The sequence below is a fragment of the Rhodococcus sp. 1168 genome, from assembly GCF_002091955.1.
GTDB lineage: Bacteria > Actinomycetota > Actinomycetes > Mycobacteriales > Mycobacteriaceae > Rhodococcoides.
In genome coordinates this window covers 95,033-114,181 of the sequence record NZ_MKKY01000084.1, presented here as the reverse complement: position 1 = coordinate 114,181, position 19,149 = coordinate 95,033, and the positions used below count along the sequence as shown (strand labels likewise).

Sequence of the window (19,149 nt, the reverse complement as noted above, 5' to 3'; positions counted from 1 at the left end):
GGCGAATCGATACAGTGGTGCTCGACTACCGACCGGCGGCGTACGCCGCGCCCTGAACTTCGACGAGATCTACCAGGTCTCGCTGGGCAACATTCATGTCGACCTGGTGAATTCCCCAGTTCGGGGCCGGCACTGCCGGGATGAGCGAGGCCCCTTGCCCGTCGACCATGAGAACGCGCGGGCCCTCGCCGGTTGTGCACCGAGCATGGAAGCCGTCGACCTCCAGACCCGCGAAAATTCCGTGGATGGGAGCGTCGGCGTTGTCGCGTAACGACCCCGGGTTGGTGCACAGTACCTCGACGTCGGGACCGCTCGTATTCGGCGGTAGACCGAACCTTGCGTCTTCAGGTGCGGAATTCGAGAATGCCGAATAGGCGACGACACAGCCGGTCTGCGTCGAATCGGTGCATGCGGGCACAGAGTCGAAGTCGCCTCCGACACCCTCGCCCTTACGGACGAGCACGTTCCCGCCGATCAGCAGCGCAGAGACCAGTTTCGATTGGATCGGCTGGCCATCGATGTGATCGGCGATCAGCTTTCGCAGTACGAACGTGCCCTGGGAGTGTCCGATGAGGACCACGCCACGGCCGTTGTTGTGGTGCTCGAGATAGTCGTCCCAGGCGTTCTCGATATCGGCGTACGCGAGATTCCCGGCGGCGGTGCGCTCTTCCGCGGTCCCGGCGAACAATGCGCGCAACGTCGTCTGCCGGTAGACGGGTGCCCATACGTTGCAGTTCTCTCCGAAAGGAGCGGCCTGTAGAGCTGCCACTGCGCGCAATTCAGGAGAGGTATCGAAGTTGGCGTTGGTGCTCTGTTGCAATGATGCTGTCGGGTAGACGTAGAAGCAGTCGATCGGAGCGCCCGACCTACCGCCGCACGGGTCGCCTTGCTGGCCGGGCTGACACAGCCAGGTCGTCGTCGCGGCGGGAGCAGGTTCGGCGGACACCGGCGAAGCGACCATAGCGAAGAACATCATGGCCAGCACACCGGCGCGAAGCACCAGACCGGCAGTACGTGGGATCGGCACGAGGCTGACGATAACAGGGCAGACGCCCAGCCGCGGGGAGTCGAGAAAACGCTTCGGAATCTACCGATCTTCCTCGCTCGCGCCCCGAGGCAACCTGTCTGCGCCCCAACTGCGTTCGATGAATCCGATGATGTTCTCGACATCTTCCGCCGGAATCTTGTCCGGCTCACCTTCCTCGAGTGGGTCGGCGTGGAAGATGTAGAGGCGAGAAGCGAACTGGTCGAACGGCAGTGACCCTTCGCCGGCTCGTTCACCGTTGCCCGCGGTCCCGACGACGACGCCGTCACCCCAATCCTGGCCACTGTCGTTGTTCGGGTTGAAGAAATAAACCCGCATGATGCCGTCGGGATCGGCGGTGACACGCAGGATGGCGATCGCATGCCAGCCGATGTAGCGGGCCGCACTGTCGGTGACGGCGACGCCTGCCGGCTGCGGGTGAATCAGTGGCTGACCACCGTTGTACGCAGGGTGATAGGAGGCGTGAAACTGCCGAATGAAGTCGTCGAGATCGATCAGATTTCCGGTCGCGACGTCGACGTTGATGTGGAATTCCCGTGCGGACCACCAGCCGTGAAACTCCGGATTGACCCAGCGGTGCGGGTCGCCTTCGCGGTCGGCGCAGCGTCGGACCATCTCTGCGTAAATTCGGTCGAGGTGCGGTACCAACAACAAAGAGACCGGATCGAGGTCGACCGGATCGGTGGTTGCGACACCGCCCACGCTGTCGGTCGAGGAGATCGGTTGACCTTCGAAGTGCATGACGATCTCGTCATCACGCGCAGCCCAGACGACCATTTGCAGCAGGTAGTCCGGGTCGTTGTACGCCCACATGGACAGTGCTCGCGCAGACTGACACGTGGGATTGTCGCCTTGGCCGACGCCGAGTGGTTGGCCGAGCATCGACAACAGTCCACCGAGCAACCGCGACTCCGGATCGGGACCCGGACCGAATGCGACAAGCATTCTCTCGCGCACCTTCGGTGACAGCTTCAACGAAATCTGCCGCCACAGGGAAGGGACTACCGGCGGCTCGTAGAGCGTCCCTCGGTCGAGAAGCAGCGCCAGGCCGTAAAGGCACTGTGCTGTCTCCGGATACACGGTCTCGGAAACGAGTCGCTGAACGAGTTCCGGATATCGCTGCAGACAGGTCCTGCCGGTGTCGGACAGTCCGAGCGCCTCGGCCAGCACGTAACTGTTGTTCTCGACCAGGTGACGCATGAGGGTCGCGTGATAGGGCGAGACCAACCCGGTGTCGTGCATTGCGCGGGCGAAACCACGTGCCTCGAACTGCAGAGCTTCCGAATCCATGACCGCGAGCCGCGACCGGTAGACGTCGACCCCGGGGTCCTCCCGACACGCTTCGGTTGTGCCGAACAGTGCCGTGGTCAACCGATCGAGACCCTGCCCGGACGTACCGAGATCCACGGTGGGGTCGTCGCGGTAGATCGCGATGCGGGTGACCATCGCCTTGACGTTGTCCACCTGAATCGGGCGTTGACGCAACACACGCCAAATCTCTTCGAGGAGTTCGTCGAGAACGCTGTCGTAACCGATCTGTTCGGCTACGTAACCGAACAGATCGCGAATGAGATGAGCTGTGCGCCCGAGCCGAACTCGTTCGGCCTCCGACGGCGCTGTGAACAAGACTTCGAGGTTCATGGCGAGGACCTGGGACAGGAACCGGCGAGCATTCTCCGGCGTCGCCGCCGGATGATCGTATTCGCCGGCAACGATCGCCACCATCCGGAGTTCACTCGTCGCTTCGAGCACGACGGTGTCGTTGTTGCCGCTTCGCAGGCTCGGGCCGACGAACGCCGGAACGAGGATGTCCGGCTGCGCCCAGTCCGATCCGGCGAACAGTCCCGCGTTCTCGAGGAGTTCGGCCCGCTCACGAATCGCTGCACAGCCGCCGGATTGCGACAGCACACGATGCAACGAGTCGAGGACGCGTCGGAGCTTGGAGCTCTTGGTGAACTCCGGCGCAGTGGCGAACGCCTCGGCCGCGTGATCGAGTTGCGCGAGACGTGAAGTCAACGCTCGATCGGCCGGTGTGCTCGCGTCGGTGGCCGCCGGTTCTTCCGTCGGCTGCGCCAGTGGCGTGCGGTCGTCCCCGAATTCGTGCCTCACACGTAGAAGTCCAGTTCTTCCTGTTGTTTGAGCAGATCACGCATCCGATACGGATCTTCACCGAAGAAGTACAGCAATCCCCAGTGCGTACCGAAAGCCGTACGCTTGGTGACGGTCTCCTCGACAGGTGTCGAGAGGTCGTTCGTCTCGTAGTAGTCGTCGTCCAAGGTGACCTCGGGAATGACGAGGTTACTGACTACGCGTCGGCGTGGGTACACACCGAAGCAACCGGCAACACCGGTGGCGTCGACGACCTCCTTGGGGAAGAAGGCGTCGATCTCTTCTTCGGTGGTCTTCGGGTCGAATGCCAGTACCAGGCCCTGGTAAGCATTGAATCCGTAGGCACGCTCGAGTAGCTCGAAAACCTTGAAACCTGGTGGCCGGTAAGCAACTTCGCCGAAGTACATCTCGCCGTCGCTGGTGACGAAGTACTCGGGGTGGATGAACCCGAATTCGATCTCGAAGGTCTTGATCAGCTTCTCGATCTGGACGGTGATCTGATCGCGGTATTTCTCGAGCTCGGGGGTGGCGGGTACGAACACCGAGTATCCGAGGGTCACGTACTCGGAGATGTTGAGGAATTTGATCTTTCCGTTGTGAATCCACGCTTCGACGGCGAACTCCCAGCCGTCGAGATGCGATTCCATCAAAGCCGGGAATTCCTCGTCGGGGATCGAGTCGACGTCGTCAGGTGTCCTGATCACCCGGTGGCCGAGGCAGCCCGCCTTGTCGAAGGCTTTGACGTGAATAGGGTCGTTGGGGTCGCCGTCGAGTTTGAGGAGAGTTTGGTTGACGCGTTTGAGGAAGCGGATCACATCTTCATGGTCGTGAGCCTCCTCGAAGATGCCGACGCGAATCCCACCGAGCTGTGCTCGACGCTTCATCAGGGACTTGTCTCGCAACAACATCGCCTGCCCGAACAGGCGTGGGTTGCCCAGCAGTACCGAGTTGATGGCGCCGGCCCACTCGACAGTTTCCTCGTACAGCGGGATCGCGACGTCGACACCCATAACGCGCAGTGTTTCGGCGATCTCGAGCGAACGGTCGTTGAGACGTTCGAAGTTCCACGGAAGATAGGGAATATCGTGCTCAGTGCAGTACTGCTCGGCCCAATCCGGAGCCACGACCACATACCTGCGGTCGAACTTGTCGAGGGCTTCCACAGCCGGCAAGCTCCAGCCGAGTAGTGCTACGTAGCCCTTGTCCGGATTCTTCTCGAGCCGTGCAGGCTGAGACATAAAGATCCTTCCCAATCGGTGTTCCGTGGTCGAAGTCCTCCGCTCCACGGTACAGAGTGCGCACTTCGCGACCGACGGGCTACCTCTCGGCGTACTGTCTGTCGGCCGCGCTCACACTCGCTGTGCCAATGCACGTCCGGCTTGCCGACCACTGAATATGCAGCCGCCGAGGAAGGTGCCCTCCAGCGATCGATATCCGTGCACACCGCCGCCACCGAATCCGGCGATCTCACCGGCTGCCCACAGTCCCGGCACCGCAGTTCCGTCCGAATTCTGCACGCGCCCGTCGAGATCGGTCTGAATTCCGCCGAGGGTCTTGCGGGTGATGATGTTCAGTCGCACTGCGATCAACGGACTGGACTTGGGATCGAGGATCTTGTGCAACGACGCAGTGCGTGCTATCCGCTCGCCGCGGGATCGTCGTGAATTATGAATCGCGGATATCTGCAGATCCTTGGTGAACGGGTTGTCGGTTTCACGGTCACGTGCGGTGATCTGCCGTTCGAGATCGCGAGCGTCGATCAGATTGTCACCGGTAATCTTGTTCATGCCGGCGACCAGTTCGGACACCGTTTTTGCGACGACGAAGTCCTCGCCGTGCTCTTTGAATGCTTCTACCGGTCCGCTCGCTCCGGGTAATACCCGCCCGAGAACGAGTTTGAGGTTCTTGTCGGTGATGTCGGGGTTCTGCTCGGATCCCGAGAGTGCGAACTCCTTCTCGATGATCTTCTGTGTGAGAACGAACCACGAGTAGTCGTATCCGCTGTCCTGAATTGTTTTCAGCGTGCCGAGAGTGTCGAAGCCGGGGAAGTTCGGGACCGGGAAGCGTTGTCCGCGTGCGTCGAACCACATCGATGACGGGCCGGGGATGATGCGAATCCCATGGTTCTTCCAGATGGGATCCCAGTTCTTGATTCCCTCGGTGTAGTGCCACATCCGGTCCTTGTTGACCAGTCGGCCACCCGCACGCTCGGTGATGGAGAGCATGCGTCCGTCGACGTGCTCGGGTACACCGGAGATCATCGACGTCGGGGGTGCACCCAATCGAGCGGGCCAATTCTCCCGCACCAGATCGTGATTGGCGCCGATCCCACCGGCGGTGACCAATACCGCACCGGCATGAAGTTCGAACTCCTCGATCTCGACCCGCGTGCTACCCGAACCTCGGACCGAGGTGCTGGGCTCGAGAACCGATCCGCGGACGCCGTCGACGGCGCCGTCGGTCATGGTGAGCTCGTCCACGCGATGACGGAATGCGAAGCGCACCAGGCCTTTCGCGGCCGCCTCGCGGACACGCCGTTCAAACGGGGCGAGAACGCCGGGGCCCGTTCCCCAGGTGAGGTGGAAGCGTGGCACCGAGTTGCCGTGGCCCTCGGCGAGGTAGCCGCCGCGTTCGGCCCAACCGACGATGGGAACCCATCTCATTCCCTGCGCGTGGAGCCACGAGCGCTTCTCGCCCGCCGCAAAATCCAGGTAAGCCTGTGCCCACTGGTAACCCCAGTAGTCCTCGCCCTTGGGGTCGTCGATGCCGCGGTCGAAAGTCGCGGTGCCGAGCCAGTCCTGCAATGCCAACTCGGTTGAATCCTTGATGCCCATCCTGCGCTGCTCAGGGGTATCGATCATGAACAGGCCACCGAGTGACCAGAAGGCCTGGCCACCGAGATTCTGTTCCGGTTCCTGATCGAGCAGAAGCACTCGCTTGCCCGCGTCGGCCAGTTCGGCGGTGGCCACCAGACCTGCCAGACCAGCACCGACCACGATTACGTCCGCATCCATCATCGAACCTCTTCCCCTTATCGTTCCCCTGCACGCTTCTGCTGCACGCCAGTGCACCATGGCGTGTCGGTCTCGACAATAGAGATCCGCGTCCAGCGCCGAAGAACAGTCTCGCTTTCGATCGCAGAACCACTCGGTCTCGACGACGCGCCCCTTCGATTAGTTCGAACGACCGATACTCGATCCGCCGGCGCGGTGTCAAGATTGCTTTTGACGGACTTTCCCTCGCCCTCTGGAGCAATCATGTTGAGTAGCAATACAATATTGAAGTCGATCACGGTTGCTGTGACTTTGGCTGCAGTGTCCCTCGCACTGCCCGGCGTCGCGTCGGCACAGCCCTCGACGGGAAGCGTCGACGGCATAATCAGTAGTGGCAGCGCCGTTCTCGACAGTGGAAGTAGCATCCTCGACGGCGGCAGCATCGTCGACGGCGCTATCGGCATTCTGAACAGCGGCAGCTCCATGATCAACAGCCTTCCCGGCACAGGCTCTATCGCGCCGCGTCAGTTCTGCAACCAGGACACACTGGCAGGTGGTCCGGGGGTGACGCAGACCCTCCATGACCTCGGGCGTAGCGGACCGGCATCATTCGAGCTTCGCTGGGAAACCCTCGACATCCCGGACAACATCGACGTGTTCTACCAGGGTGCGCTCGTCTTCAGCACGGGATACGTGGGCGATAACACGAACGAGGGAACCGGTTCTGCCGTGATCAACCTTCCTCCCGGTACTGACACGAATGTCCTGGTCAAGGTTATCGGCCCCGGCGGAACAGAATGGAACTACACCGTGGGGTGCCCGTTCGCGTAAGACTCTCACTTGACTACGGGCGGCACAGGGGTTCTTCGAAACCACTGTGCCGCTTACGATTGGCTGCGCGACAGGACAATCGATCCCGAGATCGAATCACGACCGAGCCTACAATCCCACAAACGATAGGAGGTGTCGATGGCAAGTAAGAGCACGGCTCGGGAGGACATGCTGCTGAGCGCGGCTCCAGTTGTTCCGTGAGCGAGGATTCGAGGCGACCTGGCTTGTCGATGATGGCGGCCGCAATCCTTTCGAGACTCGCGGCCGAGTGAATTGGGTGGAGACGGCCATCGGGCAGTCCTAGTTTCGTTTGGTACCCAACGCGAGACGCGAAATGCGTCCGGTCGGGCGATGGCGGATCGTACCGTCTTGCAGGCTCACTACACCCCCGGCCCACGAAGGGTCCGTATCCGCTGCCTTCTGCGGATCGATGTCGGCTTCCGTTCCGCTCCGAGACGACTCGGTGATGGAGCGTTCGATCGATTCGGTCAACCCGATGAGAGGCCGATTCGGGTCCGCGAACTCGGCTGTCGCCGCATTACCTCGCCGAACGGTCATCTCATGGGTGAGGCTCTCGACCAGCGAGCTCACCGTGCCTTCGGGCATTCGGGTAGTTGCTGCAACGGCTTTGCCTACGAGTGAAACGGGAGCGAACGGTACTGGGATTCTGGGACGACGTAGGCCGGCGACACGGGCATAGGTGCCCAGTAGTTCCGGATACGTCAGCACCTCTTCGCCACCGATGTCGAACGATCCGGTGGTGGGTTCCGGTCGGAGTGATGCAGCAACTATCCGCACCACATCGGCTACTGCGATCGGTTGGACTTTTCGATTCATCCACGTCGGAACGGGTGTGACTGGCAGGCGCTCGGTCATTCGTCGTACCAGTTCGAAGGACGTCGATCCCGACCCCAGGATGATCGCGGCCCGCAACACTGTTGCATCGACGGAGCTGGCCAGAAAGATCTCCTCCACCTGCAAACGCGAACGCAAGTGATCGGACAACTCGGTACCGTCGTCCGGAATCAGGCCGGACACATAGACGATTCGGTCGACGCCGTTCTTTTCGGCGGCCGCTGCCATGCGCTCTGCTGCCTCTGCATCCTTGCGGACGAAATCGCCCTCATCCATCGAATGGACCAGGTAGACGACTGCGTCGACACCGGCCGTTGCGGTGTCGAAGGTGTCGTGATCGTCGAGGTCGAACCGGGCCGTGTCGACCCGATCGCCCCATGCGAAGGAAGACTTCTTGTCCGGGTCGCGCATGGCCGCGACCACCTCGTGGTCGGCGTCGAGCAGGGCAGGGACGAGCCGGGACCCGATGTAACCGGTGGCACCAGTGACCAGCACTCTCATGGTGAGAACCTCTTTCCGTAGGACGCCGCGATACCCAGAAATTCGGAGTTCAGACAGAACCTGGTCGATCGCCCCCGCCTCGACGAACAGCGTGACCGTTCTGTTACTTTCCGTTATTCATTTGTGATAACCGCGCCTGACTGGATGACACTCGCCGTCACCACACTGGCAACAAGTCCCAAGCACGTCACCACATTCCGCGGAAGGAACCCGATGGCTGCCATCCTGTTCGGTTCGATCAGCACACTCGCCGATACGTCCGAAATTCAACGACAAGCATTCAACGACGCCTTCGTCGCCCACGATCTCGGCTGGACCTGGGAGCGTCAGGACTACATCGAAATGCTGGCGAGCAACGGCGGTGCCGCTCGCATCGCCGAATATGCACACTCCCGCGGTGAGGAAGTCGATTCCGCGGCAGTGCATTCCACGAAGTCGGAGATCTTTCAGAAGCTGCTGGCCAACTCCTACGTCGACCCACGCCCAGGCGTCGTCGACACGATCGCGCATGCCAAGAAGCACGACATCAAGGTCGGACTGGTGACCACCACTTCCCCGGAAAACGTCAACGCATTGCTCGGTGCTCTGACGGCTGTCGACGTCGACTTGTTCGACGTCGTAGTCGATTCCGCGAGTGTCTCGCAGGGCAAGCCGGATCGGGCGGCGTACATGTTCGCCCTCGGACGCCTCGGCGAGAACGCCAGGAACTGCGTTGCTATCGAGGACAATGTCGGTGGCGTCGCCGCTGCTATTGCTGCACACGTTCGCTGCGTCGCGTTCCCCAACGCGAACACGGTAGGGGGCGACTTCTCCGCGGCGGTGGAAACCGTCGATCATCTCGACGCGGATCGGCTCCGCTCGCTGACCGAAGCCAACCGATGAGTTCCTTGCAAGCGCAGGTCACTGCAACCGAACGTGCCTTCCACGTCGAGGGATACGAGAAGATCGAGTACGACCTTCTCTACGTGGACGGTGTTTTCTCGGTAGGCAATACGGAATTGGCGGACAGCTACCGGCCGTACGGGCGGGTGCTCATGGTTGTCGACGAGGTCGTCTACGCGATCTACGGAGAGCAGATCCGCGCGTACTTCGAGCATCACGACATTGCCTTGACCGTGCTGCCGGTGAAGATCGCCGAGACCGCCAAGTCACTCGAGACGTTCGAGCAGATCCTGGGCGAATTCGACAGGTTCGGGCTCGTGCGCACCGAACCGGTCCTGGTCGTCGGTGGCGGGCTCACTACCGACGTCGCCGGGTACGCGTGCGCAAGCTACCGGCGCAACACCCCGTACATCAGAATTCCGACGACACTGATCGGGCTGATCGATGCAAGCGTGTCCATCAAGGTCGCCGTGAATTTTGGAAAGCACAAGAATCGGCTGGGCGCGTACCACGCTTCGCAGAAGGTCCTGCTGGACTTTTCTTTCCTCCGTACGCTGCCCGAAGATCAGGTCCGCAACGGCATGGCGGAGTTGATCAAGATCTCCGTCGTGGGTAACAGTGCAATTTTCGACATGCTCGACGAACACGGTCCGGAGCTACTGCGCACCAGATTCGGGCACCTCGATGGGACACCCGAATTACGTGCTGTCGCAGACGCTCTGACGTATCAGGCCATCGACACCATGCTCGAACTCGAGGCGCCGAATCTGCACGAGATCGAACTGGACCGCGTCATCGCCTTCGGCCACACCTGGAGTCCGACGCTGGAATTGACGCCACCGGCGCCGTTCTTCCACGGACATGCGATCAATATCGATATGGCGTTGTCGACCACTCTCGCCGAGCAGCGCGGGCACATTACCTCCGAGGAGCGCGATCGAGTACTCGGGGCCATGTCCCGCCTCGGCCTCGCGCTCGACAGTGGCTACCTGACGCCCGAATTACTCTCCGAGGCAACCAATTCGATCCTCAAGACTCGCGATGGCATTCTACGTGCCGCAGTTCCCGACCCGATCGGAGCGTGCCGATTCCTGAACGATGTGACGACGGAAGAGCTCGCCGACGTGTTGACGTTGCACAAGAAGATCTGCTTGGACTTCGACCGCGGCGGAGACGGAGTAGACATGTTCACCTCCGCTCAGAGTCTGTGAGCGACATCGACTCCCGCACAGAACAGAAGCGGCCGGTCACACCGTCGACCATCCTTGCCGCGGAATTGCGGGAGGTGACCGAACTGCTGGCAGATGTGGCGTCGATTCCCCCCGAGCTGATGAACCGGATCACCCGGATGCGAGATCTGGCCACGGGGCTGGATCCGTATCTCGAACGCTGCACCACCCAAGAGTCTCCGGCGCTGGCAGCGTTGTCGCAGCGGACGCATACTGCAGACTGGGCTTCGCGGCCAGTGGAGCAGGAAATGTTGTCCGGGCAGGTCGAGGGCCAGTTGCTGAAGTTCCTGGTGCACATGACCGGCGCAACGCGAGTGCTCGAGATCGGCATGTTCACCGGCTATTCCGCGCTGGCCATGGCCGAGGCTCTCCCGCCGCACGGGGAAGTGGTGGCCTGTGAGATCGACGAGTACGTGGCCGACTTCGCGCGGAGAAGCTTTGCAGAGTCGGCAGCGGGTGCGCGCATCGTCGTCGAAGTCGGTCCGGCCTCGGAGACTCTGCGTCGACTCGACGGAACCTCGCATCCCTTCGACCTCGTATTCATCGATGCCGACAAAACCGGATACCTCGACTACTACCGAATGCTGCTCGACACCGATCTGCTGGCCGCGAACGCAGTCATCGTCGTGGACAACACGTTGATGCAAGGGCAGCCCTACGCGCCCGCGGACGGTCGGACCGCAAACGGTGACGCGATCGCGGACTTCAACAGCTATATCGCCGGCGACCCTCGCGTCCAGCAGGTCCTGCTGCCGTTACGAGACGGCGTGACTCTCGTTCGACGGATATCGAGGTAGCGGGAATGGCGTCGTCGACGGTACGCACGGTCGGGGCCTTGGCAGGTTTGCTCGCCACGCTGCCACTCGACCTTGCCGTGGTGGGTTATGCCCTTGTCAGGCGATTCGATCCGCCCTTCGACGCACAGGGTTCATCGAGCCGGACAATTCTGATCAGCGGTGGAAAAATGACCAAGGCACTCCAACTGGCCCGGTCGTTCCACCTGGCAGGTCATCGAGTAGTCCTCGTCGAATCACCCAAGTATCGGTTCACCGGACATCGGTTCTCTCGGGCAGTCGATCGCTTCTACTGCGTGCCGGAGCCCACCGACCCCGGGTACGCGAAAGCCTTGCGCGACGTGGTCGTCCGAGAAGGTGTCGACGTCTTCGTTCCGGTGGCGAGTCCAGCGGCGAGTATTCACGACGCTGACGCGCGGAAGATACTCGACGGATACTGCGAAGTCGTGCACGCAGACTCCGAGACCGTGCGCATGCTCGACGACAAATCGCAATTCTCGGCGATGGCGGAGTCGATGGGACTTCGGGTTCCGCACTGGGAGCGAATTACCGATTCGCGGCAGATCGAGACGTTCGATTTCGCTCCGGGGCGTGAGTACATCCTCAAACGTATTGCCTACAACCCCGTCGGGCGTATGGATCTGACACGCCTGTCCCAGAGCACCCCGGAGCGGAATGCTGCTTTCGCGCGCAGCCTCGGCCTTGACGAGGGCGACCCGTGGATACTGCAGGAGTTCATCTCCGGCCAGGAGTACTGCACCCACGGAACCGTGCGCAACGGCGCGCTGCAGGTCTACGCATGCTGCGAGTCCTCGGCATTCCAGGTCAACTACGAGATGATCGACCAGCCCGAGATCCGGTCCTGGGTAGAGACATTCGTGAAGGCGCTCGGTGTCACCGGTCAGTTGTCCTTCGATTTCATCGAGGCATCGGACGGGCAGGTCTACGCGATCGAATGCAATCCGCGCACGCACTCGGCAATCAGCATGTTCTACGACCACCCGGAACTCGCTGCTGCGTACCTCGAGGACGGTCACTCGGTCGTCGAACCCACCCAGTCCTCACGTCCGACGTACTGGATTTATCACGAACTGTGGCGGCTGCTCACCGAGCCGCAGCGCCGGCATCGACTCCGAGTGATTCTCGGCGGAACCGATGCGGTGTACGAACGTTGGGACCCGTTGCCCTACCTGTTGGTTCATCACCTGCAGATCCCTTCGCTGCTGCTCAAGAACCTGAAGTCCGGGCGAGGTTGGACGCGAATAGATTTCAACATCGGCAAACTCGTCGAGAACGGAGGGGACTGATGTCACCGACATCGGTACTGGTCCTTGCGGGCTCGGCAGTCGACGACTTCAACGCCGATCTGTCGCGCGTCTACGCCGGTGGATTCCTCGATGCGTTCGCCGAGAACCCGGCCTACAGTCTTCGGATCGCGTTCGTCACCCCGGACGGGTGCTGGCGCTTTCCGGAAAGCATCGAGTCGTCGAGTGTCGAAGCAGCTCAACCTATGTCGCTGAGTCATGCAATTTCGCAGATATCCACCTGGCATATCGACGTCGTTGTTCCCCAAATGTTCTGCCGACCCGGGATGACAACGTACCGCTCACTGTTCGAACTGCTCGGCATTCCGTACGTGGGGAACCGGCCCGAAGTGATGGCGATGACGGCAGAGAAGAACAGTGCCCGGGCTATCGTCGCGGCAGCCGGCGTCGCCGTTCCCGACGGGGTTCTCGTTTCCCGCCACGACCCGAGAAAAACAGAATCTTCGAGAGCCATGGTGCCGGTCGTGGTCAAGCCCGTCGATTCCGATAATTCGATGGGTGTGACACTGGTTCGCGATCCGACCGAACTCGACGCCGCCGTGAACGAGGCGTTGCAGTACTCGCAATCGGCACTCATCGAGTCGTACATCGAATTGGGCCGCGAGGTGCGCTGCGGGATCATCGTCCGCGACGGCGACCTGGTGTGCCTCCCGTTGGAGGAGTACGCCGTCGACGAGGTGTCGAACCCGATCCGTGGCCGCGCCGACAAGCTCGACCGGACCGACGACGGTGAGCTGTACCTCGTTGCCAAGGAGGCCACACGCGCCTGGATAGTCGAGAGCGACGATCCCATCACCGAGAAAGTCTTCGATGCCGCCAGGGCATGCCACGTTGCGCTCGGGTGCCGTCAGTACAGCCTGTTCGATTTCCGCATCGATCGAGACGGAAACCCGTGGTTCCTCGAAGCCGGTCTCTACTGCTCGTACTCCCCGAGCAGTGTCATCGCCGTCATGGCCGCGGCGGCAGGCATTCCCCTCGACGAACTGTTCGCCCTGGCGATAGCCGAGGGGAACCGATGAAACACCAGTTTCTGCACCCCATCGGGGTCCGCATCACCGAAGTCGATTCCGCCCGTTTGACTGCCGAAGACGTCGATGAGGTCGCGACGCTCCTCGCTCGGCACGGTGTCGCAGTCATGCCCGATCACGAGATCGACGACAATCAGTTTCCTTGCGTTTCTTCGTTCCTTCGGCGAGCTGATGTTCACCGAAGGACGCTGTTCAGCGACCAGTACGGGGCCTATTACACCTTGCCTGCCGAGATCCGCGCCGACATCGACGGGCGGTTCGTCACACACGTGGTGACCGGACTGGATGGATTCGAGAATGTGTCAGCGAAGCATCCGCTCGTCCGAGTGCATCCGATTTCCGGACCGGCGACCGCGTCATGCACCGCGGAATGGTCGCCGAGCGTTGAGCACCATATCCCGATAGGCCGTTTCTGCTGGGGCACAGGGGGACTGTTCGGGAAAGTCGTGGACCATCGCACCGATGGCTAGAATCAGCCATGGCCGAACCGATCGACGAGCACTTCCTGGATCGAATCGGTTCCCTCTGCTCGGGCAGTAGCGCGGTGAGCCGGTCAGCGACGACCGACCGTATCCTCGAGCTGTTCGACGCCCAGCTCGGCAGCAGACATCTCGATCTCGCAGCGCGCTGGCTCCGCTCGATCGGCCGTGGTTTCTACACGATCGGTAGCGCGGGACACGAGAGCAACGCCGCGGTTGCCGGTGCACTACGACCGACGGACCCGGCGTTGTTGCACTACCGCTCGGGAGCCTTCTACCTCGAACGTGCACGTCAGGGCGGTGGCAGCGATCCGATACGCGACGTCCTCGAAGGCCTCGTCGCGGCGACGAGCGAGCCGATGTCCGGTGGCCGTCACAAAGTGTTCGGCCGAGCCGATCTCGCCGTCATTCCGCAGACCTCGACCATTGCCTCGCATCTTCCCCGCGCAGTCGGCGTCGCATTCTCGATTCCACGAGCGAAAAAGCTCGGTGTGGCCTCACCGTGGCCCGAGGACGCCGTCGTGGTCTGCAGTTTCGGCGACGCGTCGGCCAACCATTCGACGGCCCTGGGCGCTATCAATACCGCTGTCCACTCGGCTTATCAGGGCGTGCCGTTGCCGCTGCTGTTCGTCTGCGAGGACAACGGCATCGGAATCAGCGTGCGGACACCGGCGGGTTGGATTGCGTCCAACTTCGCCGAACGTCGAGGGCTCGAATACTTCTATGCCGACGGCAGTGAGCTGCATGAAGTTCTCGCGACGGCGACCGCAGCAGCGACCTGGGTGCGCACGCACCGCAAGCCGGCTTTTCTACATCTGCGGACCGTCCGCTTGATGGGCCACGCCGGATCCGACGTCGAATCTGCGTACCGTGGAGCTTCGGAAATTTCCGCCGACTATGCGCGAGATCCGGTTCTCTGCACGGCACGATGGTTGATCGAGAATGGCGCTCTCACTGCCGAGGGCGTGCTGGAGCGCTACGAAGCCAAGCGTGCTCAGGTGATCGGGGCTGCACGCGAGATCGCGGAACTCCCGCACCTCGGTTCCGCGGCCGAGGTGATGAAGCCGCTTTCGGAGATGATGCGCGACATCGCCTCGGCACCGCAGGCAGGCCCCACGTCGTCTGCGCCGGTAACAGCGGCAGCGGCTCCGCTGACGTTGGCGCAGGCGGTGAATCGAGCGTTGCTCGAGGTTCTCGAACGCTATCGGCAGGCTGTTCTGTTCGGTGAGGATGTAGCCAGGAAGGGCGGAGTCTACGGCGTCACGCGTGGGTTGCTGGACAGAGTGGGGCCCGCGCGTGTGTTCGACACCGTTCTCGATGAGCAGGCGGTACTCGGACTCGCTGCGGGAGCAGGTATTTCGGGGTTGTTACCGATTGCGGAGATTCAGTACCTGGCCTACCTGCACAACGCGGCCGATCAGATTCGGGGTGAAGCGGCGACACTACAGTTCTTTTCCAATAGGCAATACCGAAACCCGATGGTGGTTCGTATCGCTGCATACGGCTATCAAAAGGGATTCGGAGGACACTTCCACAACGACAATGCTGTTGCAGCGCTGAGGGATATCCCCGGGATTGTCGTTGCGTCGCCGTCGCGGCCCGACGACGCCGCCGCGATGTTGCTGGCCTGCGCCGACGCAGCGATGCGCCACGGTGCGGTGTGCATTTTCCTCGAGCCGATTGCGTTGTACCACACCAAAGATCTGCACGTCGACGGTGACGGGGAGTGGATGAGCATCTATCCGACCGAGCCTGCGGAGGTCGGCCGCGCACGGGTGTACGGAGAGGGACGCGATCTGACGATCGTCACGTTCGGGAACGGTGTCCCGATGAGCCTGCGCTGTGCTCGGGATCTCGAAAAAGTCGACATCGGTGTACGCGTGGTGGATATGCGCTGGATCGCTCCGCTACCCATCGAGGACATCGAACATCATGCTCGTGCGACCGGTCGCGTTCTGGTGGTCGACGAGACTCGCAGAACGGGCGGAGTCGGTGAAGGAGTGATCGCGGCGCTGGCCGACGCAGGCTTCGACGGCATCGTCCGCCGAGTGGCGAGCAAGGACAGTTTCATCCCGCTGGGCGACGCGGCGCTCGAGGTTCTGCTGTCCGAGGACAGCATCATCGACGCGTCAAGCCGAATCTTTGATGGTATCGACGAAGGGGGAGAGCAGTGACGCCATATCGGCGGCGACGTCGGCGGAATTCGACGGTGGCATCGATATGTAGCTCAATGCCAGCCGTACGACGGCACGACCGAGAACATCGGCATTGTGCGGTGAGGCCCGAATCCAGCTGTGCTCGAAGGTCTCGGCGAGTCGAGTTGCCGCGTGTTCGAGCAGAATTCCGCTTTCGGTGGTAACGAGACGAAGTAGATCCGGTGGTGGGTCGTCGGTCAGTATCGACATCACGAGTGGGTCGGTGGCGCTCCGACCGAAGAACTGGGTGAAGGCCAGATACAACGTGCGAAGGCTGTCGTTCTCGTTGGCGTAGATTGCGCTGTCGACGGCCGAGACGAAGGTGTCGGTGAGTCGCAGCGCGTAACCCTGCGCCAAACCCTTTCTGGTGCCGAACTCCTTGTAGAGGGTTTGGCGACTGACCCCCGCAGCTTTGGCGACGTCCGTCATGTTGACGTTCGACCAGGTGCGCTCGAGTAGCAAAGAGTGGAGCGCGTCGAGAATGGTGGTGCGCATCAGGGTGGTCACAGCGCTTTTGTAAGGGCTAATCGTTTCCGGTCGCACAGTCACTTCGTCGACATTACCGCCCGCCGTCACGGCCTGCTGATCTCGACCATGAAGAAGTCGGCTTTGGCGGCACCACAATCGGGGCAACTCCAGTCCTCCGGGATGTCCTCCCATTTGGTCCCCGGCTCGATGCCGTCATCGGGCCAGCCGATTTCTTCGTCGTACTCGAACCCGCATTGGATGCATTGGTAGAGCTTGAAATCGGTGGACATGTCAGTCTGCTTTCTGTTCGAAATCGATCTTCTCTCGCACGCCGCAGTCCGGGCACGGCCAGTCTTCGGCGATGTCGCTCCATGGGGTGCCGGCTGGAAACCCTTCACGCGGTGCGCCGACGGTCTCGTCGTAGACGAAGCTGCACACGGGGCATTGGTAACTGGCCATCACTGTGCCTCTGGAGTCGCACCGTAGCGAGCGAGGATCTTCGCACGCTTGCTCGGTTCGATGTTGACGTTGGTGATGTCACCGAGGTAGTGCTCCAACACCCTGTGGTCCATCACTTTTCGCCAGATCGGTGGGAAGTAGGCGAGGCCGATCATGCTTGCGTAACCGCTCGGGAGGTTCGGTGCGCCTTCCATGCTGCGCAGAGTCTGATACCTGCGGGTCGGGTTCGCATGGTGATCACTGTGCCGCTGAAGGTGATAGAGAAAGATGTTGGTGACGATGTGATCGGAGTTCCAGCTGTGCTCCGGTGCGCAGCGTTCATATCGGCCGGAGGCAGTCTTACCGCGAAGCAACCCGTAATGCTCGAGGTAGTTGACGGTTTCGAGGAGCGCGAATCCGTAGACGGCCTGCAGAATGAGGTATGGCGCGATACCGATGCCGAACACGGCGATGAGTCCGCCGAACAGCACGACCGACATCAGCCAGGCGTTGAGGACATCGTTGCGGATGTTCCACGTGGACTTACCGAGTCGATCCATACGGGCCTTCTCCAGCTCCCACGACGAGCGCAGGCTTCCCCAGACGCTGCGGGGGAGGAAGCGCCAGAAGCTCTCTCCGAACTTCGAGCTCGCCGGGTCCTCCGGCGTAGCGACCCTAACGTGGTGGCCGCGGTTGTGCTCGATGAAGAAGTGTCCGTAGAACGTTTGCGCCAGTGTGACTTTCGACAGCCAGCGTTCGAGGCTCGGCTTCTTGTGCCCCATTTCGTGTGCCGTGTTGATTCCCACGCCGCCCACGACGCCGATGCTGATGGCGAGTCCGATCTTCGAGGCGAGCCCGAGGCCGCCGTCGATCCCGAGCCAGCTCAGGTTCTCTGCCGTCCACAGGTAGCAGGCGAAGATCAGGCTCGCGAACTGGAAGGGGATGTAGATGTACGTGCAGTAGCGGTAGTACTTGTCGTTCTCCAGACGCTCCATGACCTCTTCGGGCGGATTCTGACCGTCCGGACCGAAGAACAGATCGAGCACCGGCAAGAGCCCGTAGACGAGGATCGGCCCGATCCACCACAGCACCGGGGAGACCGCAGACCAGCCGAGTTGATTGAAGACCCAGATCATCGCGGTGGCGAAGAAGACGGCGGTGGGCGGGACGAGACCCATCAGCCATAGGTAACGCTTTTTGTCGTGCCACTCCTCGACGGGGGTGCTCGACTGGGGACTCATCTGGGTTGCCACGACGCAAACTCCTCATCTGACGCGGATCGCAAGTGGTGCATGTCACTTAGTAGATGACAATACAGCAGATATGTAAACCCGGTGGACAAATGAGGAGATTTGTCGACGCAGTGAAACTCTCTTCTCAGTCCTCGATCGGCACTCCGAGATGCTGGGCGAGCTTGCGCATCGTGTGGACGATCTGCTCTTCTTTCACTCGCGGAAACCCGGCAGCCTTGCGGAACTCCGGATCGGTGACGCGTGACCAGTCGTAGACCTGGGTGAGCGCGGTCCGGTCGTCGGTAACAGCGTCGAGCTCCCATGACCAGCGGGTTCCGCGCGGCTCCATACCCGCCCGATTGGGAATCCACCCGATCCGGCGATCCTGCTCGAAGACGAACACGGTGTTCTCCATGACGTACTCACCGATCGCAGGCTGATACATCTCCATCGCGAACATTTCGCCCACAGCTGTGAGCGGCATCGGGTCGATTGCGCCCTGCAACATCTCCGATCCATCCAGCTCGGCCTGTAGTTCCGGATTCGCCAGGGCCGCGAAGATCGATGCTGCGGGGGCGTCGATCACGCGTCGGACCGTCAGTTGTTCGGTCAAAGGGAGCTCGCTTCCAGTCTTGTGGCGTTACCTCTCGCGCACGTATGTACCCGAAGCGATCGAGCTTATTCCCCTCAGGTCAGTTTCAGCCCAGCAACAGCGTTGGAGTTTTTCGGCCAGGCGCCGAACGAG

Annotated in this window: 18 protein-coding genes; 8 read left to right on the top strand and 10 right to left on the bottom strand. The window is 61.5% G+C overall.

The genetic code is table 11. From position 1 onward, the window contains the following. Positions 1-25: 25 nt before the first annotated feature. From BJI47_RS19680 to BJI47_RS19665, 4 genes are all read right to left on the bottom strand, one after another. Positions 26-1,027 (bottom strand): DUF3089 domain-containing protein, encoded by a 1,002-nt coding sequence (locus BJI47_RS19680; protein ID WP_254900700.1) that lies wholly within the window; start codon positions 1,025-1,027, stop codon positions 26-28. A gap of 60 nt (positions 1,028-1,087) precedes the next feature. Continuing rightward, positions 1,088-3,154 carry a hypothetical protein gene (locus BJI47_RS19675; RefSeq protein ID WP_254900699.1) on the bottom strand — a complete coding sequence of 689 codons (2,067 nt, stop codon included), beginning with the start codon at positions 3,152-3,154 and terminating at the stop codon, positions 1,088-1,090. Next, complete coding sequence (locus BJI47_RS19670; RefSeq protein WP_088945326.1) at positions 3,151-4,392, bottom strand: acetyl-CoA carboxylase biotin carboxylase subunit family protein; 1,242 nt, start codon at positions 4,390-4,392, stop codon at positions 3,151-3,153. Before BJI47_RS19670 ends, BJI47_RS19675 begins: the two co-directional genes overlap by 4 nt. 111 nt (positions 4,393-4,503) lie before the next feature. Then, the gene (locus tag BJI47_RS19665) at positions 4,504-6,168 is read right to left on the bottom strand and encodes an FAD-binding dehydrogenase (protein WP_088945325.1); all 1,665 of its coding nucleotides are present in this window, start codon (positions 6,166-6,168) and stop codon (positions 4,504-4,506) included. A 243-nt stretch (positions 6,169-6,411) separates the two neighbouring features. Here BJI47_RS19665 and BJI47_RS19660 point away from each other — a divergent pair, with 243 nt between their 5' ends. Further along, the gene (locus BJI47_RS19660; RefSeq protein WP_176224975.1) at positions 6,412-6,978 is read left to right on the top strand and encodes a hypothetical protein; all 567 of its coding nucleotides are present in this window, start codon (positions 6,412-6,414) and stop codon (positions 6,976-6,978) included. 300 nt (positions 6,979-7,278) lie between these two features. On the opposite strand, the gene BJI47_RS19655 is transcribed toward BJI47_RS19660, so the two are convergent. Continuing rightward, complete coding sequence (locus tag BJI47_RS19655) at positions 7,279-8,334, bottom strand: NAD(P)H-binding protein (RefSeq protein ID WP_088945324.1); 1,056 nt, start codon at positions 8,332-8,334, stop codon at positions 7,279-7,281. Positions 8,335-8,547: 213 nt separating this feature from the next. On the opposite strand from BJI47_RS19655, the gene BJI47_RS19650 reads away from it, so the two are divergent. The 7 genes from BJI47_RS19650 to BJI47_RS19620 are packed head-to-tail and all read left to right on the top strand — an operon-like array spanning position 8,548 to position 16,245. Next, positions 8,548-9,216, top strand: coding sequence for an HAD-IA family hydrolase (locus BJI47_RS19650; protein ID WP_088945399.1), 669 nt, complete (start codon positions 8,548-8,550; stop codon positions 9,214-9,216). Further along, positions 9,213-10,427, top strand: coding sequence for a sedoheptulose 7-phosphate cyclase (locus tag BJI47_RS19645; RefSeq protein WP_088945323.1), 1,215 nt, complete (start codon positions 9,213-9,215; stop codon positions 10,425-10,427). The genes BJI47_RS19650 and BJI47_RS19645 overlap by 4 nt, the downstream gene beginning before the upstream one ends. Further along, positions 10,424-11,242, top strand: coding sequence for a class I SAM-dependent methyltransferase (locus BJI47_RS19640; RefSeq protein ID WP_254900698.1), 819 nt, complete (start codon positions 10,424-10,426; stop codon positions 11,240-11,242). Before BJI47_RS19645 ends, BJI47_RS19640 begins: the two co-directional genes overlap by 4 nt. A gap of 5 nt (positions 11,243-11,247) precedes the next feature. Then, positions 11,248-12,546, top strand: coding sequence for an ATP-grasp enzyme (locus tag BJI47_RS19635; RefSeq protein ID WP_088945322.1), 1,299 nt, complete (start codon positions 11,248-11,250; stop codon positions 12,544-12,546). Continuing rightward, positions 12,546-13,583, top strand: a complete 1,038-nt coding sequence (locus BJI47_RS19630; RefSeq protein WP_088945321.1) for an ATP-grasp domain-containing protein — start codon at positions 12,546-12,548, stop codon at positions 13,581-13,583. The genes BJI47_RS19635 and BJI47_RS19630 overlap by 1 nt, the downstream gene beginning before the upstream one ends. Beyond that, complete coding sequence (locus BJI47_RS19625) at positions 13,580-14,062, top strand: hypothetical protein (protein ID WP_088945320.1); 483 nt, start codon at positions 13,580-13,582, stop codon at positions 14,060-14,062. The genes BJI47_RS19630 and BJI47_RS19625 overlap by 4 nt, the downstream gene beginning before the upstream one ends. 8 nt (positions 14,063-14,070) lie before the next feature. Continuing rightward, complete coding sequence (locus BJI47_RS19620; RefSeq protein ID WP_088945319.1) at positions 14,071-16,245, top strand: transketolase C-terminal domain-containing protein; 2,175 nt, start codon at positions 14,071-14,073, stop codon at positions 16,243-16,245. Here the strand turns inward: BJI47_RS19620 and BJI47_RS19615 are convergent. The 5 genes from BJI47_RS19615 to BJI47_RS19595 all read right to left on the bottom strand — a co-directional run bounded on the left by BJI47_RS19615 (position 16,201) and on the right by BJI47_RS19595 (position 19,017). Beyond that, positions 16,201-16,773, bottom strand: a complete 573-nt coding sequence (locus BJI47_RS19615) for a TetR family transcriptional regulator (protein ID WP_254900697.1) — start codon at positions 16,771-16,773, stop codon at positions 16,201-16,203. The two genes, BJI47_RS19620 and BJI47_RS19615, sit on opposite strands and share 45 nt — an antisense overlap. A 65-nt stretch (positions 16,774-16,838) precedes the next feature. Continuing rightward, positions 16,839-17,024: a rubredoxin gene (locus tag BJI47_RS19610; RefSeq protein WP_088945317.1), complete on the bottom strand. Its 186-nt coding sequence runs from the start codon at positions 17,022-17,024 to the stop codon at positions 16,839-16,841. A 1-nt stretch (position 17,025) separates the two neighbouring features. Beyond that, complete coding sequence (locus BJI47_RS19605) at positions 17,026-17,193, bottom strand: rubredoxin (protein WP_088945316.1); 168 nt, start codon at positions 17,191-17,193, stop codon at positions 17,026-17,028. Further along, positions 17,193-18,413 (bottom strand): alkane 1-monooxygenase, encoded by a 1,221-nt coding sequence (locus tag BJI47_RS19600; protein ID WP_088945315.1) that lies wholly within the window; start codon positions 18,411-18,413, stop codon positions 17,193-17,195. The genes BJI47_RS19605 and BJI47_RS19600 overlap by 1 nt, the downstream gene beginning before the upstream one ends. Positions 18,414-18,549: 136 nt before the next feature. Beyond that, positions 18,550-19,017 (bottom strand): SRPBCC domain-containing protein, encoded by a 468-nt coding sequence (locus tag BJI47_RS19595; RefSeq protein ID WP_125458767.1) that lies wholly within the window; start codon positions 19,015-19,017, stop codon positions 18,550-18,552. Between the last annotated feature and the right edge of the window lie 132 nt (positions 19,018-19,149).

Coding starts and splice junctions, on each gene's coding strand:
- BJI47_RS19630 (WP_088945321.1), top strand. CDS start 12,546: ATGTCACCGACATCGGTACTGGTCCTTGCGGGCTCGGCAGTCGACGAC.
- BJI47_RS19665 (WP_088945325.1), bottom strand. CDS start 6,168: ATGGATGCGGACGTAATCGTGGTCGGTGCTGGTCTGGCAGGTCTGGTG.
- BJI47_RS19610 (WP_088945317.1), bottom strand. CDS start 17,024: ATGTCCACCGATTTCAAGCTCTACCAATGCATCCAATGCGGGTTCGAG.
- BJI47_RS19605 (WP_088945316.1), bottom strand. CDS start 17,193: ATGGCCAGTTACCAATGCCCCGTGTGCAGCTTCGTCTACGACGAGACC.
- BJI47_RS19635 (WP_088945322.1), top strand. CDS start 11,248: ATGGCGTCGTCGACGGTACGCACGGTCGGGGCCTTGGCAGGTTTGCTC.
- BJI47_RS19655 (WP_088945324.1), bottom strand. CDS start 8,334: ATGAGAGTGCTGGTCACTGGTGCCACCGGTTACATCGGGTCCCGGCTC.
- BJI47_RS19670 (WP_088945326.1), bottom strand. CDS start 4,392: ATGTCTCAGCCTGCACGGCTCGAGAAGAATCCGGACAAGGGCTACGTA.
- BJI47_RS19625 (WP_088945320.1), top strand. CDS start 13,580: ATGAAACACCAGTTTCTGCACCCCATCGGGGTCCGCATCACCGAAGTC.
- BJI47_RS19600 (WP_088945315.1), bottom strand. CDS start 18,413: ATGAGTCCCCAGTCGAGCACCCCCGTCGAGGAGTGGCACGACAAAAAG.
- BJI47_RS19660 (WP_176224975.1), top strand. CDS start 6,412: ATGTTGAGTAGCAATACAATATTGAAGTCGATCACGGTTGCTGTGACT.
- BJI47_RS19620 (WP_088945319.1), top strand. CDS start 14,071: ATGGCCGAACCGATCGACGAGCACTTCCTGGATCGAATCGGTTCCCTC.
- BJI47_RS19650 (WP_088945399.1), top strand. CDS start 8,548: ATGGCTGCCATCCTGTTCGGTTCGATCAGCACACTCGCCGATACGTCC.
- BJI47_RS19645 (WP_088945323.1), top strand. CDS start 9,213: ATGAGTTCCTTGCAAGCGCAGGTCACTGCAACCGAACGTGCCTTCCAC.